The sequence below is a fragment of the Sporosarcina saromensis genome (assembly GCF_054901285.1).
The window spans coordinates 3,498,937-3,515,882 of the sequence record NZ_CM142738.1; the positions used below are offsets into that span (position 1 = coordinate 3,498,937).

The window sequence follows — 16,946 nt, forward strand, 5'->3', positions numbered from 1 at the left end:
AGAAGCGATTATGAAGAGAATGATGTTTTTAGTTTTTGCATGTCTTTTACTCTCAACGTCCACTCCAGCCATGGCATCAGCGAGTTCGGCAACTTCACTTATACAGACTGCAAGTGCATATAAAGGTACACCTTATCGATACGGCGGAACAACTACAGCAGGATTTGACTGCTCAGGTTACACGCAATTTGTGTTTAAAAAAGAAGGCGTCTCCATTCCGAGAGACACGAAAAGTCAATATGCTTCTGGAAAAGCAATATCTAAAAGCAATTTAAAAACAGGCGATCTCGTATTTTTCAATACATTTGGCAAAGGGGCTTCCCACGTCGGGATTTATGTTGGCTCCAGTAAATTCATTCACGCTTCAACAAGCAGAGGCGTTATGGTTTCATCCATCAACGATCCTGCATATTGGGGAAGCCGCTACATTGGCGCTCGTCGTGTAAACAACTTCCAAGCAGAAACAACAATCGCTTCTGCACCTGAAGTCGACTATGCAACACGTGCTGAAATCGCGCAAATTTTAGTTGAAGAATTGAACTTGTCAGTACCAACTGATGGTCCTGCATTCAAAGATGTAACAACATCTCACCCGCAATACAAAGTAATTGCTGCAGCGGCAGAAGCGGGCATTTTCTCTGGAAATTCAGCTGGCGAATTCATGCCGGACGATTATTTGACACGTAGCCAATTGGCAAAAGTATTAGTTGAAGCATACGACATGCCGATTATTGCAGGTCAAACGCCATTTAAAGATGTGGCACACTCCAACTGGGCAAATAATTACATTAACACACTTTACAAAAACGGCATTACTTCCGGTTACACAGATGGAACATTCGGTACTAACAAAAAAGTGACAGCAAATGAATTTAAAATCTTCATGAGCCGTTTAACAAAATAATGTATAGTCAAACAAGCACTCCTACAGCGGGTGCTTGTTTTTTATTGATACAAAGTGAGCCCTACAATTCTTTCCACCCACTGTTCGTCATACTGAGAACTAGCATGTTGGAGAGGTGCTACAATAAACGGACCTTTCGCTTCTTGCTTTAGGACAGCCGTCGGGTAAAAAGATGCTTCTCCTATTTCAACGAACCTTTTGCCCGCAATCTCATGACGAGCAACTTGTACCTTACCAATACCGCCAACAAACGTGGAGTCAAATTGCTGGGCAGAATAAAAGTTTCCGAGTGAATAGAAAATCTTCGTGTTTTCAATTTGGGTAAAGGGTTGCAATACGTGAGGATGGTGTCCAAATACAATATCGACACCCTGTTCAGCAAACCAATGTGCCAACTCCTCTTGTGTTGCTGAAGGTTGTAATGAATATTCTTCACCCCAGTGCACGGAAACAATTACTACGTCGACTTCATCCTTAATTCCCTGTATATCTTTTTCCATACCCACTTTATCCAATAAGGAAACGATGTATTCTTTTCCTTTAGGAACCAGCAATCCATTTAACCCATACGTGTAAGCGAGGATTCCTATTCGCACGCCTGCTATTTCCACAATCCTTTTCATCTCTCGATCTTCTAGAGATTCATACGCGCCTACATACGGCATCCCATATTCTTTCATATGCTTTATCGTGTTTAACAGACCTGTTTCTGATCAATCCATCGTATGGTTGTTTGCAATTGACAACATGTCAACACCCGCTAATTGCAAGTCTCTTATGATATGCTTTGGACTATTAAACAATGGATAACCCGATAAGCCGAGTTCTGTTCCTCCTGGCATCGACTCCTGGTTTGCTAGTAAAAAATCGATATTTTTCATCTCTTCGCTAACAAGCCGGAACGATTCTTCATACGAACTGTATGTATATAAAGGATGATGTAACAGAATATCCCCCGTCATTCCAATCGTTAGTCTCGTCGTTTGTACTTCCATGGTTAGCATAGAGGGATGGCATTGTATAAACGCAAAATCACTTACACGGTGAGAATGAGTAGCATTCATATAACCTGCTCCAGCTACCAAACAGCTCGTAATAGCTATACTAAATAGTAGTACCAATTGCTTCAATCAACTATCCCCTGTCTACTAGACTCTATATGTCTCAGTATACTTCAGGAATTTCTTTTTAAACACACGAATTTAAGATAAATGAAGTTGAGCAGGTTAAGAAACTGCGTACAGTCAAGTTTTCTATTTACTGTACGCAGTTTTGAAGGTTCCTGCATGTTCGGCAAGAAAAGAGGCACCGATATGGGTCCGCACACTCCCCTTTATTTATCCGATTTATTTCGTTCATTCTTACTTTCTACTGTTTGTTGAAATTGAGCTATTTGCTTCTCCGCACTTTGCTTTGGTTCGAAATCTGGAAAAGGTTTTGCTTGAGGCATTCCCGTAAATTCTTTCGTTACTTGTTGATTGGATGAGCCATTTTCCTCGTTTTTCTTCAAGGTTCTCAACTCCTTTCAATTTTGCCCTCTCTTTCAAGATACCCTGATTGACCAGATGTATGTAGGAATTGCATTTTTGACGTCTTACCTACCGACAGTTCAAGAGATATTCGAGTTATCCATTGAGTTCACAATGTATTCGATTGTATAAGTAGCGTTATCGATCGAGTTCACAATCTATTCGATTACATAAAAGAAGTTATCAATCGAATTCACAAAGTTATCGCCATTTCGTGACCTTTGACTCACTTAAACAGTACGTAAACATTGCGCATCATTCAGCCAAATCGACAACCTCTCGAATTAAACACTCCACTAGACAACTGTAAATCGTCCAGAGACACCCAATCATAAGGCAAAAAAACAGGGAAAGAATGGTGTATTCTTTCCCTGCTCAAAAGTTCCCTATTAGACTTTAAAATGCTGAAGTTCGTGCTGGAGGTCTTCTGCAAGCTTTGCAAGACTTTGAGCACTTTCGGAGATTTCGTGACTGACGGCCAATTGTTCAATCGTTGCCGCACTTGTTTCACTCGCTGTACTTGTCGTCTGTAAACTTAAGGTACGAATTTCCGAAGAACCGTTCATTACTTCTTCTGCCATCGCCTGGATTTGTTCGATCGCTGCAGAAACTGTTTCAATTTTTGCCACGACGTCTCCGACCGAGCTTTGAATTTCGTTGAATACTGTATTGGATTGCTTGGACGCTTCAATGCCTGCGTCGACTCGTTCACTCCCGGAGCTGATCGATTGAACTGCACGAGTAGATGCATGTTGAATTCTTTCAACCATCTTTCCAATTTCAGCAGCTGAGGACTTTGACTGTTCTGCTAGGTGCCTTACCTCTTCTGCTACTACCGCAAACCCTTTGCCGTGCTCGCCTGCCCGCGCAGCTTCAATTGCTGCATTTAAAGCTAATAAGTTTGTTTGATCTGCTATGGAAGTAATTAACGTCGTAATTTTTTGGATTTCATTTGAGTGTATTGCCATCTCTTCCATAATGGCTGAAGATTCACGAATTGTTGCATGAATTGTGTTCATTTGATCCGACACACCCATAATTGTTTGGGAACCTCTCACGACAAGTTGTGAAGCTTGTTCAGCGGACTGGAGCATCTGTTCATTATTCGCTGCAATTTCAGAAACACCTATTGTCAATTCATTCATTGATGAAGCAGTTTGTTCAGTAATCTGTTTCTGTTGCTCACTACTTGCAAATTGGCGCTCTGCTGTCTGGGAAACGATTTCAGATGATGCTAAGCTCTCTTCTGAACTTGCCGAAAGTTGTTCAGATTGAGCTGCGAGTTGCATGGAAGAATCATTAATTCTTCTGATCATGTTGGCGACATCTGCCCCCATTTTGTTAAAGGCTGACGCCATTAGACCAATTTCATCTTTATTTTTGACGACAAGAGGATCAATGGAGAAATCTCCTTTTGCAATGGCATCCAGGCCATCCGTTACAACTTGCACTGGTCTCGAAATACTTCTACTGATGAACGTCGAAATCGTTAACCCGATAATAACGGAGAGCCCGATGAGAGATACACTGAAAATGATGGCACCAAACATTCTCTCCTCAATCTCAACAAGTTTTTTATCCATTGAATCATATTGAACTTGCTTGATCATCTCTGCACGATCCAATACGATATTGCCAACATTCGATGAGGATTTTCCAATTGTAATCGCAAGCCCGTCTTTCCCAGCTTTCGTGTTGGACACGATTACATCTTGTAACTCAACAAATGCTTTATTGGATTCTTGTAACGCCTCAAAGTGCGTTTGCATTTGGTCGCCTGAAATAATGGAACCTAGTTCTTGTATAAGGGCATCCGACCGCTCCAAGTAGGCTTCGCGATTCGTCAAAAACTGCTCATCTTTATACAACATATACCCTCTTACTTCACTTTGGATCTCTTTTTGTTTCAGAATGAATTCATTGACTAAATCCACTTTTTTCACTTCATCTTGAAGCAACATTTCGTATTTTTGATTGACATCAATTGTAATCCATAAACTTAAAGCCCCCACAATGATTAGCAATAACAAAATTGCTCCAAACCCACCCCACATTTTTCTAGAAACAGACTTTCTCATTGTACATCCCCCCATTTTACCCGTGACTGAATATGTATAAATGCACACATTCACAAGTCTATAGACTCATAAAATTGTCAAACTATACTTTAGTATACCACTACTTCTTAACTATACAATAGAGGAAAGACGTTACTATTCAGATTTCATAAAATAAGCAAAATAGAGGAATTGTTATAAGTACTCGCTTGCAAGAAAAAACTGCCGCGGTCGATTGACCATTCGGCAGTTTTCTTATCATTTTTTCGTTTTGTTAGCAATTTCTATTGCACGGTTTGTACCTTCAGCCGCTTTGTCTAGCACTTCTTGCGGGTCTTTTCCTTGGTACAGTTCTTCCAATGCAGTGACAATTTGCTGTCTGGATTCCGGGAAAACTGAGATGAGCGCTCCTTGTGTCGCAAGGCCCGGTACTGTATCTTGCAACTGATCGACTGTCACTTTGAATTGTGGATATTCCGCCCACTTTGCTTTGACGCTTTCTTCCTCATAAGCTGCTGGGTTGATGGCAAAGTAACCTGTATCCAGATGCCATTTTGCCTGTACTTCTGGTGTCGTCATGTACTTCATGAATTCCCAAGCCGCTTCTTGCTCTTCTTCCGCAATGCCTTTTGACATCCACAATGAAGCGCCGCCGATGACAACGCCGTTTCGTTTCACTTCGTCAGCATGTGGAATATACGCTACTCCTACTTCAAACGGTGCATTTGCAATGGCACCCGCAACACCTGCTGAGGAGTCCATGTACATCGCGACTTTTTCCGTAGCAAATGCAGCACGAATGTCGTCCCAATTCGTACCGAAGTTACCGAACGTGCCCGCTTTGTTCATCGTGTCAAGGAAGTTAAATACGTTTAACCCTTCTGCACCGTTAAATAATACTTCTGTTGCATCACCCGAGCGGCCATTGTCTTCATTCACATATAAGCCGCCTTGTGTGGCGACGAGTTGCTCGAAGAACCAGCCGTACGTTAGCATGGAGAAACCTTTCATATCATCTTTCGTCAGTTTCTCTGCTGCCTCAATAACTTCTGAAAAAGTTGCAGGTGCTTTTTCAGGATCCAATCCTGCTGCTTTAAATGCATCTTTGTTGTACATCATGACAGGTGTTGAAGAGTTAAATGGCATCGAGTACAATTTACCATCCACTTTGTAATAGTTTAAAATGTTTTCTTCGAGCTGCGAAAGATCATAATTATCTTTGTCAATGAAAGACTGCATCGGCTCGATATAGCCACTCTCAATCATATATTTTGTTCCAACTTCAAACACTTGTGTAATCGCAGGGGCATCCTTCGTGCCGCCTACGCCGCGCAACTTCGTCAGAGATTCTTCATAAGAACCTTGGAATTCCGCTTTTACTTCATATTTATCCTGCGACTCATTAAAGCCTTTTACGATTGCATCAATCGATTCCTGTCCTGTGCCTGACATCGCATGCCAAAATTCGATCGAAACTTTGCCGTCTTCTGTCTTCGTTACTTCTCGTTCAGTCGCATCTTCTTTGTCACTGTTTGTACATGCAGCTAGCAGTCCAATCGTTACGAGCAACAGCCAAAACAACGACGACTTCATCATTTTCTTCATCTCTCATGCACCCCTCTAAAATTGGTTTACTTCAACGCACCTTTGGAAAGACCTTTTTGCAATTGTTTCTGACCGATAAATAGCAATAGCAATGTCGGTATAATTACGACGATAACCCCTGCCATGACCACCCCCCATTCGGTTGCAATTTCTTGAGATTGCAATTGTTTCAAACCAATTTGGACCGTTCTGACGGATTTATCTGTTGTAATTAATAACGGCCACAAATACATATTCCACGTTGTCAAAAATCCGTATGCACCTAGTGTGACAAGGCTAGTTTTGGAGATGGGTAACACGACTTTCCAGAAAAACTTAAACCGGCCAACTCCCGCAATTTGCGATGCTTCATGCAACTCTTTCGGGATGGTAAGGAAATGTTGTCGAAGCAAAAATGTCCCAAAGGCCAAGGCGAAAAAAGGAACTGTCAAACCTTGGTATGTATTGAGCCAATCGAGTGATCGAATCGTAAATACGTTTGGAATCATCGTCGCTTCCCATGGAATCATCATCGTTGATATGAACAGGAAGAAGATAAAATCGCGCCCTTTAAATGTAAAGAATACGAATGCATATGCTGCCAAACTACAAACGATAAGCTGTCCGAGCATCACACTAACTGATACGACAAAACTATTGAGTAAATAGTTTAGTAACGGCAATCGCTCGAATACTTTCAAGTAGTTTTCGAACGTGATCGATTGTGGGATGAATTTCCCTTGGATAATTTCTGGCCCTGTCATGAATGAAATCATAAAGGCATATACGACAGGGAAAAAGACGAATGCCGATGTAACGATCAGTAAGAAATAAATCCATATTTTTTGCAGCAAACCCATTTTCATTGATAGTGCACCTTCCTCTCCACAAACTTAAATTGGAGAATCGTCACAATTAATATAATGACAAATAATATGACGGCTTGTGCACTCGCAGTTCCAAATTGATAATTGATGAAAGCCTCTCGGTAGATCGAATAAACAATGAGATTCGTAGATTGAGAAGGTCCACCTTGCGTTAAAATATCAATTTGTCCGAATGTCTGGAATGCATTAATGAGTGAAATTGTAGTAATAAAAAACAGCGTTGGCGACAACATTGGAACCGTAATTCTTCTTAGTCGATAAAAATACCCAGCACCATCAATTCGTGAACTCTCATAAAGGTGTTCATCAATATTTTGTAAACCACCTAATAGAATCAGGAAGGAAAACCCTGTATTCATCCAGATGGTTGAAACAGCGACGGAAATCAATGCCCACTCAGGGTCCAATAACCATTGGATTTGTGGGAGATTGAACACGCTTAACAACCGGTTGAACATTCCAATGCTCGGGTTGAACATGAAAAGCCAAATAACAGAAGATGCAGCAACCGATATACCCATTGTTGAAGAATACATCGTTCGAAAAAAGCCGATTCCTTTTAATTTTTCATTTGCCAACAAAGCAAAAAACAATGCTAAAATGACGCCGATTGGAACCGTATAGAGGACAAATAACGCTGTTGCTTTCATGCTATTTTGGAATTCAGATGAACTTAACAAGTATTGATAGTTTTCAAATCCGACGTTAAGCGCTGCATTCCCTGCTTGATCGGTGAGAAAAAAACTTAAATAGATCGTGTGGAACATTGGATAAAAGATGAACACTGCAAATAATATAATTGACGGTAATAAGTAAAGCAGCGCTGTGCTGACATCTAGGGTTTTCCGCCACTTCAACGTTCGGTTCATGGAGACACCTCTTTATTCGCAATATAATTTCCGTTATCGATTGTTTTTTTAATTAATTCACCGCTATGCTCATCAAAAATGGAGAGTACATCAAAATGTACATAAATTGAAAGACTGTCGCCAATTCCGATGTGCCATTGACCCGTCCATTTCGCCATCCACTCCTCCTCCCCAATTGTGAAAGAAAAGACCGTTTCATTCCCTAGTATCTCAACATTTGTTACCTCTACTTGAAAAGCTATCGAATGGTCTTCCGCTTGTGCTTCCGAATGAAGATTTTCCGGCCGTACACCAATTGTCATCTTCTGCGGCAGCATATCAAGCTGATCAGCTGGAATCGGTAGTCGAATCGTTTGTCCAATAACAAGGTGTGACGTCTGCTTGTCAAGTTCGGCTTTTGCTAAATTCATAGGCGGTGCACCGATGAACGTTGCGACAAACGGATTGGCAGGGTAATTGTAAATATCAATCGGTTTACCGATTTGCTGAATTTTGCCTTCATGCAGAATCATGATTCGATCTCCCATCGTCATTGCTTCGACTTGGTCGTGGGTGACATAAATCATCGTAATGCCGAGTTTGCGTTGAATCCGTCGAATTTCCGAGCGCATATGTGCACGAAGCTTAGCGTCCAAGTTGGATAGCGGTTCATCCATCAAACAGATCGGTGTTTCACTAACGATGGACCTAGCCAGTGCGACACGTTGCCGCTGCCCACCTGATAATTCTCTTGGTTTGCGATCTAAGTACGCTTGCAAGCCAAGCATTTCTGCAACTTCTTGTGCTTTTTGCCGTTGCTCGTCCTTCTTCATCCGCTTCACATCAAGCCCAAACGTAATGTTTTGCTGGACAGTCAAATGCGGGTAGAGTGCATAATTTTGGAACACCATCGATAGATCACGTTTGTTCGGCGTCAAATGATTGGCCACTTGATCGCCTATTTTTAACGTTCCGCCGGTAATTTCCTCGAGCCCTGCAATCATTCGTAACATCGTACTCTTCCCACAACCTGAAGGACCGACGAGAACAAAAAACTCGCCTGGCTCGATTGTTACGTTTATATTGGATATAACATCAACTTGCTTATCATACGATTTTGATACGTCGATCAGTTCCACTTTTTTCATTCAATCAAATTCCTTCCTTTTTTATCTATGACTAAATTTTCCTACTGACACACTTCGACATTTGGGCGAATGAATCCTTCTATTTTTCGCTATTTTACAATTACTTTACATAGGAGGTACTCGCGAATGAAAAAACTCGTTTTGTTGTTCCTTCTCATCCTGCTAGTTTCATGTGCACAACAGGACAAGGTTGCGTCCTTGCCAGACAATGAGTTTCTGATCATTGCCCATCGCGGCGCATCCGCTTATGCACCGGAGCATTCATTACTTTCCTATGAACTTGCTGTCCAAATGCAAGCGGACTATATTGAATTGGATGTGCATCGAACACAAGACAAAGAGCTCGTAGCACTGCACGACCGTTTCATCGAACTAGGCAATGACAAACAAGCAATCGCTGATACGACGTTCCAGCAATTAAAGGCAATCCAACGCAAAGCGAGTCAACGAAAGAAAATACCTGTGACGATGCAAACAGACATTGATCCACTGCGAATCGTAAGTACAGAAGAAGTCTTTTCCCATTTTAAAGATGACGTGAATTACTATATTGAATTAAAAACACCTTCCACCTATCCCGGTATCGAGAAGGCTTTGTTACAGCAATTACGAGACAATGACTTGCTGCAACAAGGCAACGGGTTTCCAACCGTCATTTTGCAATCATTCGATGGTGATGCTCTTAAGGAAATTCATAAGGAAGAGCCTTCCATCCCACTTATTCAACTGTATTCCGAAAAAAACGAATCGATGCTAACAAAATCGCATTTACGCAAAGTTGCAAAGTACGCATCAGGCATCGGCGTTGACGAAAAAATCGTCACAAAAGAATTGGTCGATCGAGCGCACGCAGCGGGGTTGCACGTTCACCCTTTCACGGTAAACGATAAAGATGCCATCCGCCGATTGATTGAGCTGCAAGTGAACGGCATTTTTACCGATGTCCCTGATGTGGCAGTTGAGTTATTGAAGGAGATGAATTTGGAGTGAACTGTTGGTGGACGGAGCGAGAAAGCATTGGGGATGGCAAGCGTTTTGGTGGTAAACTTTTGAGAAGTGGACTTGTGGCAACTGGTGAATTGGTGATGAAGTCTTTGGAATGGGTGATAACTGGCGAATCGGTGGTAACACCCTGAGTATCGGTGATAAACACCCGAGTATCGGTGATAACACCTTGGGAATCGGTGATAAACCTCCGAGTATCGGTGATAACTACCAGAGATTCGGTGATAAACCCTTGAGAATCGGTGATAACTGGCGAATCGGTGGTAAAGCGACCTGAATCGGTGGTAAACTCTTACGAATCGGTGGTAACTGGTGAATCGGTGATAAACTCTTGTGAATCGGTGATAAACCTCTGAGAATCGGTGATAACTACCCGAGTATCGGTGATAACTGGCGAATCGGTGGTAAACTCCTCTCCCATGAAAAAAGAATCAACCTATCGACATTTATGATAGGTTGATTCTCTGCAAAGGATGATCGTTAATTCGCAAACTAGACGTACTTTCAAATAACGATGAACTTCTACTTCTATTTAGACAACTGCTGAAACTTCTTCTTTAAAACGACTGACTGCCTCATCGATGGATACTTCATGACCTAACTCGACTAATGTGTTTCCAATTTGTTCTACTGCGGTTGCTAACATGTCTTCTGTCGTGTTGCCCATATGGCCGATGCGGAACGCTTTGCCCGCTAAATGTGCTAACGCTCCCGCGACAATGATGCCTTTCTTCGCTAATGCACTTCGGAATGCTGCATCATCGACCCCTTCAGGATATAGGATACAACTGAGTGTGGATGCTGCAACCGTTTCATCCGCTAATGGTTGCATGCCGTAAACTTTCAATGCAGCACGAACTGCGCGACCAAATGATGTATGTCTTGCATACCGTTTCGTCAAACCTTCATCCAATACGAGTTTCATGCCTTCATCATACGCATAAATCAAGTTTACCGGCGGCGTTGCAAAATACTTAGACGGATCTTGCATAATTGGTATCCAATTTGCAATGTCGCAGTAATATGCAGGGACTCTTTCGATTTTTTCCCTTGCCGCTAATGCAGTTTGATTGAACGCTACAATCGCCAAACCTGGTGGGACCCCGATTGCTTTTTGGGAACCGGTCAGTACGACATCGATTGTATGTCCTGCACCCCCATATACCTTCTGCATATCCTCTTCCATCGCCGCCGTTGCACAAACGCCGTCCACAATAACGAGCGCGCCATGTTGTTTAACGATTGGGACAAGCGTCTCCAAGTCTGCCGCGACACCGGTTGATGTATCAGCATGCGTAATCGTCACCGCTTTGTATGTATGCTCTTTCATCATACGCTCGACCTCTTCAGCTGCTACTTGTTTCCCCCATTCCGCTTGTAGTACATCCATTTCAATGCCAAAAGCTTTCCCCAGTTGAATGAAACGGTCACCAAAATAGCCCTGACTAATAATGAGCAAACGTTCACCTGCAGCCACTGTGTTAACAAGGGCCATTTCCATTGCAATTGTTCCTGAACCCGCAACGACAAACACTTCTCCATCCGTGTTGAATAACTCTCGTGTCTTCTCGATCGACGCTTTGTATTGTGCTACAAAACGCGGGTCTGTATGCCCCCTCGTTTCACTAGCCATCGCATCGTAAATTGAATCGACAACCGGTGTCGGTCCTGGTATTAGCAACATTTCTTCATTCCTCATCTGACATCCCCCTATGTTTCATAATTGTTAGTCACTTTATAGGATTCGACTTGACGTCTTGAAAACCCTCTTTTTGTCCAATGAATGTCGAGCCTATCATTCGTCACTTACAAAATAGCGGTTCTTTGTAATAAAAGCATTCACTCAGTAAAATCCTTACAAACAAAAATCTTAAATGCTCCACGGATAACAACCTGTGCAACTGACTTTTCTTCCACACGTCATTTTCAAACCTACTCCATAAATGAATCAGCGTGCAACAGACAGCCAAACTGTCTATCACACGCTGTCCAATTTCGTACTTACTAGAAAAGCACATCTACTCTTTATGTTTGCCAATGCAACGTTCACATTCATATAGGAGTGACTCAACCTGCTCCACGATTTCACATCCACATTCCCGGCAAATTTTCATCGTCTTTGGCTCTTCGACTTTCCTCATTTGAATCTCCTCCACTCTTTTAGATTTTTAAATAACCAGGGATTGTTAAAAATTCTTCAAATTCCTCTTGTACTGTTAATTGAACAAATAGCTCTGCCGCTTCTTGAAAACGACCGAGTCGATACGTACTTTCGCCAACTCGCGCTTTCAATTGCTCCATCTCTTCTTCAAAAACTTCCTTAAACAGCTCTATCGTAATGTCACGTCCGTCTTCTAATTGTCCTTTCGGATGGCGGATCCATTGCCACACTTGTGACCTTGAAATTTCCGCTGTCGCAGCATCTTCCATTAAATGATTAATCGGTGCGGCACCATTTCCACTTAGCCAAGATGCGATATATTGAACACCGACACTGCAATTCATTCGCAAACCTTCTTCTGTAATCGTCCCTGTTGGAACTTCCAGCAAGTCTGCCACAGTTACTTGGACGTCTTCCCGTTTTCGATGGAGCTGATTCGATGTTTTCATCTCGTTAGTAAACGCATCCATGGCGACCGCTACAAGGCCAGGATGTGCTACCCACGTGCCATCATGTCCATCGGTCACTTCTCTCCGTTTATCTTCGGCCACTTTCTGAAATGCCCGTTCATTTGCAGCCTGATCATCACGGATTGGAATTTGTGCAGCCATTCCTCCCATTGCAAATGCATTTCGTCTATGACACGTTTGAATGCAAAGTTGCGTATATGCACGCATGAAAGGGGATGCCATCGTCACTTGTGCTCGATCCGGTAAAATGACTTCCGGGTGTTCGCGTAGCCGTTTAATGAAACTAAAAATGTAATCCCAGCGACCACAGTTCAAACCTGCTGCATGATCACGCAATTCGTATAAAATTTCATCCATCTCAAACGCAGCCGTAATTGTTTCAATAAGCATCGTTGCACGAATCGTTCCATATGGAATCCCGAGTCGTTCTTGTGAAAACTTGAAAACATCATTCCACAGTCTTGCTTCCAAATGACTTTCCAGCTTTGGCAAGTAAAAATACGGTCCTGTATCGCGGGCAATCAACGCTTGCGCATTATGGAAAAAATACAATCCGAAATCGAAAAATGCTCCTGCCATCGGTTCGCCATTTATGACAATGTGCTTCTCATCCAAATGCAACCCCCGTGTGCGGACAATTAAAACAGCCGTCTCTTCATTCAAGCGATACTTCTTTCCCGTTACAGGATGCTCGTATTCAATGGTTTTGCGCACTGCATCCTTCAAATTGATTTGCCCTTCAATTAGATTCGACCATGTCGGAGAAGTCGCATCTTCAAAATCCGCCATAAATGCTTTTGCACCACAGTTTAGCGCATTGATGATCATTTTCCGGTCTACCGGGCCTGTAATTTCAACTCGACGGTCCTGTAAATCAGGAGGAATTGGCGCCACTGTCCAATCCCCCTCCCGAATGGATCGGGTCTCTTCCAAAAACCGAGGTGTTTCTCCTGCATTGAATTGCACTTGCCGTTGTTTCCGAATTTCCAGCAATTTCTTTCGCTGTTCATTAAAATTCTCATGCAAACTATAGAGGAATTCCAATGCTTCTGGTGTTAACAACTCTTCGGTTCCAGCCGTCATTTCACCGACAATATCCATATTGAAACGTGCTTGTTGCATGGTCAGAAAAACCACCCTCTCTTTATTTTAAAACTGTATGCCTCAAACGAATTGTGCTTCTTCCGTTGATCCTTTCATCGCTGTAGTAGAGGACGTTCCGCCAGAAATGACTTGTGCCACTTCATCAAAATACCCTGTACCTACTTCCCGCTGGTGGCGTGTCGCCGTATACCCCTTGGATTCATTCGCAAATTCCGCTTGCTGCAACTTCGAATACGCTGCCATTCCGTGGTCTTTGTAACCGTGTGCCAACTCAAACATGCTATGGTTCAACGAATGGAAGCCCGCTAACGTGACGAACTGGAATTTGTACCCCATCTTCCCGAGTTCCCGTTGGTATTTCGCAATCGTCTCATCATCCAAATTTGCTTTCCAGTTGAAGGAAGGCGAACAATTATACGCCAGCATCTTTCCAGGGAATTTTTCATGAATCGCGTCAGCAAATCGTTTTGCTTCATCCAAGTTCGGCGTTGACGTTTCACACCAAACAAGATCTGCATAAGGTGCATAAGCAAGCCCCCTAGCAATCGCTTGATCGATACCGGCCCGCGTACGATAAAACCCTTCAGGCGTCCGCTCTCCTGTAATGAACGCATGATCCCGCTCATCGATATCACTCGTTATTAAATCCGCTGCATCTGCATCTGTTCTCACAATGATAATCGTGTCCACACCTAGCACATCAGCTGCCAACCGAGCAGAGATTAAATTCCTGACAGCATTTTGTGTTGGCAATAAAACCTTCCCGCCAAGGTGACCACATTTTTTCTCAGAAGCTAATTGATCTTCAAAATGAACACCTGCCGCCCCTGCTTCAATCATCGCTTTCATTAATTCAAAAACATTCAGCGGTCCACCAAAACCTGCTTCAGCATCCGCCACAATCGGTGCGAACCAATCAAAACCATCAGTTCTTCCTTCGGCGTGATCGATTTGGTCCGCCCGCTGTAGTGCTTGGTTAATCCGTTTGACGACATTCGGTACACTGTTTACCGGGTAAAGGCTTTGGTCAGGATACATGTGCCCTGCCATATTGGCATCTGCCGCCACTTGCCAACCACTTAGGTAAATTGCTTGCAGTCCAGCTTTCACTTGTTGTACGGCTTGATTACCAGTGAGTGCCCCTAGTGCATTAACAAAGTCCATTTCATGGAGCGATCGCCAAAGACGTTCGGCACCTCTTTGCGCTAATGTATGTTGAATTTGCACAGATCCCTAAGCTTAACAACTTCCTCTGCCGAATACGTCCGCTCAATTCCCTTCCAACGTTCCGCAGTCCCCCACGCGCGCTCCAATTGCTCCACTTGTTCTTGACGATTCATCAATACAATCCACACCTTCCAATAAATTTTGTTTAGCTCTCCAGTAAATGTTACTTTCTTACTGTTCCATAACAGCTAAACTTGTTATACATTAATATATAACAGAAATTCTAAACTGTCAGTGCTTTCCGACAAAAGGTGCTTTTTTACGGATGAATGAAGAATACGCTCGATAACTTAGCTGGGGGGAACGATCAATGACGTTAGGAAATACAGAGCGAACATGGGAGTTTGTGCAACAGTATAGAAGTTTACTAGAAGATTGGATTCCGAAAGACGCAACGTTTGCGATTGCTTGTGAGGGACACTACTTGTATCACAATGGAAAAGAGGAGAATTTAAAAGGAAAACAGGTTGCAACAGGCAGCATCGCCCAACTCGTCCTGCAAGAACGACGGAAAGTGGAAAACTTCTTAGATCATTCATCCTATAACGAACCAAAGTACGGCAATGGCTATCCAATTGAACTGGATGGCATGCAAGGCGCTCTTGTCGTCTACCTTACGCAAACCAGTGAACTATCGAATACACAACCTGTCCGTCTCTTAACGGGCAAAGCAGATAATGAGTGGTTTCCCATTCAAACTGATCGAATCACCCATCTCGAAAGCTTCCAAAAGAAAACCTTCTTCTACACCGAAGACGGACAATACAGCATTGCAAACACATTAAAAGAATTAGAAAAGAAACTACCGCCTTCTTTTTTGAGAATACACCGATCCTATATCGTAAATACCGCATGCATCGAACGTATTTCAAGAGACTTCTCTTCGAACTTACAAGTGATCATCACGGATGGTACTGAGCTACCAATCAGTCAAAAATATGTAAATGAAGTGCGGTGTGTGTTGGGGTTTTAAAGATAGTAATAGGAACCTATTGTATGTATGAACAGTTGGAGTGTAATAAAGTCCCTACAAATGTGCATGAAAAGATGAGCGATCGTTACACCGTTTTCGTTCCATATCGGGTAAAGTCCTCAAGAAATAGTCTCTGTACTATCTGCATTGCTCCGAAGCAATACAGATTGTACAGGGGCTTGTTTATCTTGGCGTATCACAACATAAGCGCCCCGCATCGCAACGTAAACTGCCCGTATCACAACACTCAACCCTCGCATCGCAATATTCGCGCCGTATCACAACATAAACGCCTCGTATCACAACACTACCCCCTCGCATCGCAATACTATCGGCGCATAACCGTCACGCATAACAACAAAAATCCCTCTCATCCAGTTCCCAAATAAAAAAAACTACCCGGAAAGTAAGTTCTCACTCACTTTCCGGGCAGTTTTCATTCCATTTAATCGATTACGCATGCTGCTGCTCATATGCAGCAATGTGCTCTTCATACTGAAATGTTAAGGAAATTTCGTCCCAACCGTTTAAGAGCATTTGCTTGTAATACGGGTCAATTGTAAAACTGTACGTCTTGCCATCTTCACCGCGTACGGTTTGTTGTTCCAAGTTTACTTCTAGTGCATAAGGGGCAGCTTTCCCTTTTGCGAGCAGTTCTTCAACTTCTCCTACCGACAGGCGGATAGGTAAGATACCGTTCTTAAAGCAGTTGTTGTGGAAGATGTCTGCAAATGATGGTGCGATGACGACTTGGAAACCGTAGTCCAGGATGGCCCATGGAGCGTGTTCTCTTGAAGATCCACAACCGAAGTTATCGTGGGCAACGAGAATTGTCGAGTCTTTAAAGCGTTCATCGTTCAATACGAACTTTTCATTCACCGAACCGTCTGCATTGTATCGCCAATGATAGAAAAGGTATTTTCCGAAGCCAGTACGCTCAATCCGTTTTAGAAACTCTTTCGAAATAATTTGGTCCGTGTCGACATTTTTATGATCTAGCGGAGTCAGTACACTGCGCACTTCATTAATCGGTTTCATACAATCATCCT

General features: G+C 42.8%; 14 protein-coding genes and 2 pseudogenes. 4 read left to right on the plus strand and 12 right to left on the minus strand.

All coding sequences use genetic code 11. The annotated features are described in order from the left end of the window. Positions 1 to 10 precede the first annotated feature (10 nt). Positions 11 to 904: a C40 family peptidase gene (locus tag ACVHUV_RS17755; RefSeq protein WP_462085494.1), complete on the plus strand. Its 894-nt coding sequence runs from the start codon at positions 11 to 13 to the stop codon at positions 902 to 904. Positions 905 to 945: 41 nt separating this feature from the next. On the opposite strand, the pseudogene ACVHUV_RS17760 reads toward ACVHUV_RS17755, so the two are convergent. From ACVHUV_RS17760 to ACVHUV_RS17790, 7 genes and pseudogenes are all read right to left on the minus strand, one after another. Then, a pseudogene (locus ACVHUV_RS17760) lies at positions 946 to 1,968 on the minus strand (CapA family protein). A gap of 269 nt (positions 1,969 to 2,237) precedes the next feature. Beyond that, complete coding sequence (locus tag ACVHUV_RS17765) at positions 2,238 to 2,414, minus strand: hypothetical protein (protein WP_462085495.1); 177 nt, start codon at positions 2,412 to 2,414, stop codon at positions 2,238 to 2,240. A 408-nt stretch (positions 2,415 to 2,822) separates the two neighbouring features. Beyond that, positions 2,823 to 4,511 (minus strand): methyl-accepting chemotaxis protein, encoded by a 1,689-nt coding sequence (locus tag ACVHUV_RS17770; RefSeq protein ID WP_462085496.1) that lies wholly within the window; start codon positions 4,509 to 4,511, stop codon positions 2,823 to 2,825. A 237-nt stretch (positions 4,512 to 4,748) separates the two neighbouring features. After that, positions 4,749 to 6,083, minus strand: coding sequence for an ABC transporter substrate-binding protein (locus ACVHUV_RS17775; RefSeq protein ID WP_462086943.1), 1,335 nt, complete (start codon positions 6,081 to 6,083; stop codon positions 4,749 to 4,751). A gap of 38 nt (positions 6,084 to 6,121) precedes the next feature. Beyond that, on the minus strand, positions 6,122 to 6,934 hold the full coding sequence (locus ACVHUV_RS17780; RefSeq protein ID WP_462086944.1) for a carbohydrate ABC transporter permease: 813 nt from the start codon (positions 6,932 to 6,934) through the stop codon (positions 6,122 to 6,124). Between the two features lie 2 nt (positions 6,935 to 6,936). Then, positions 6,937 to 7,830 (minus strand): carbohydrate ABC transporter permease, encoded by an 894-nt coding sequence (locus ACVHUV_RS17785; protein ID WP_462085497.1) that lies wholly within the window; start codon positions 7,828 to 7,830, stop codon positions 6,937 to 6,939. Then, positions 7,827 to 8,957, minus strand: coding sequence for an ABC transporter ATP-binding protein (locus ACVHUV_RS17790; RefSeq protein ID WP_462085498.1), 1,131 nt, complete (start codon positions 8,955 to 8,957; stop codon positions 7,827 to 7,829). The genes ACVHUV_RS17785 and ACVHUV_RS17790 overlap by 4 nt, the downstream gene beginning before the upstream one ends. 126 nt (positions 8,958 to 9,083) lie before the next feature. On the opposite strand from ACVHUV_RS17790, the gene ACVHUV_RS17795 reads away from it, so the two are divergent. Both ACVHUV_RS17795 and ACVHUV_RS17800 read left to right on the plus strand, forming a co-directional pair. Then, positions 9,084 to 9,947: a glycerophosphodiester phosphodiesterase gene (locus tag ACVHUV_RS17795; protein ID WP_462085499.1), complete on the plus strand. Its 864-nt coding sequence runs from the start codon at positions 9,084 to 9,086 to the stop codon at positions 9,945 to 9,947. Beyond that, positions 9,944 to 10,093 (plus strand): hypothetical protein, encoded by a 150-nt coding sequence (locus ACVHUV_RS17800; RefSeq protein ID WP_462085500.1) that lies wholly within the window; start codon positions 9,944 to 9,946, stop codon positions 10,091 to 10,093. Before ACVHUV_RS17795 ends, ACVHUV_RS17800 begins: the two co-directional genes overlap by 4 nt. Positions 10,094 to 10,494: 401 nt before the next feature. Here ACVHUV_RS17800 and ACVHUV_RS17805 read toward each other — a convergent pair whose 3' ends face one another. The 4 genes and pseudogenes from ACVHUV_RS17805 to aceA form a co-directional block, all read right to left on the minus strand. Continuing rightward, entirely contained in the window at positions 10,495 to 11,661 is a 1,167-nt protein-coding gene (locus tag ACVHUV_RS17805) for a pyridoxal-phosphate-dependent aminotransferase family protein (protein WP_462085501.1), read from the minus strand. Positions 11,662 to 11,980: 319 nt separating this feature from the next. Beyond that, positions 11,981 to 12,103, minus strand: coding sequence for a YhfH family protein (locus ACVHUV_RS17810; RefSeq protein ID WP_317942417.1), 123 nt, complete (start codon positions 12,101 to 12,103; stop codon positions 11,981 to 11,983). Between the two features lie 19 nt (positions 12,104 to 12,122). Next, entirely contained in the window at positions 12,123 to 13,715 is a 1,593-nt protein-coding gene (aceB, locus tag ACVHUV_RS17815; RefSeq protein WP_462085502.1) for a malate synthase A, read from the minus strand. A 42-nt stretch (positions 13,716 to 13,757) separates the two neighbouring features. After that, a pseudogene (gene aceA, locus ACVHUV_RS17820) lies at positions 13,758 to 15,037 on the minus strand (isocitrate lyase). A gap of 197 nt (positions 15,038 to 15,234) precedes the next feature. Between aceA and ACVHUV_RS17825 the strand changes: the two are divergent. Next, positions 15,235 to 15,897: a LytR/AlgR family response regulator transcription factor gene (locus tag ACVHUV_RS17825; protein WP_462085503.1), complete on the plus strand. Its 663-nt coding sequence runs from the start codon at positions 15,235 to 15,237 to the stop codon at positions 15,895 to 15,897. 453 nt (positions 15,898 to 16,350) lie between these two features. Here the strand turns inward: ACVHUV_RS17825 and leuD are convergent, their stop codons facing one another. Then, the gene (leuD, locus tag ACVHUV_RS17830; RefSeq protein WP_317942412.1) at positions 16,351 to 16,935 is read right to left on the minus strand and encodes a 3-isopropylmalate dehydratase small subunit; all 585 of its coding nucleotides are present in this window, start codon (positions 16,933 to 16,935) and stop codon (positions 16,351 to 16,353) included. Between the last annotated feature and the right edge of the window lie 11 nt (positions 16,936 to 16,946).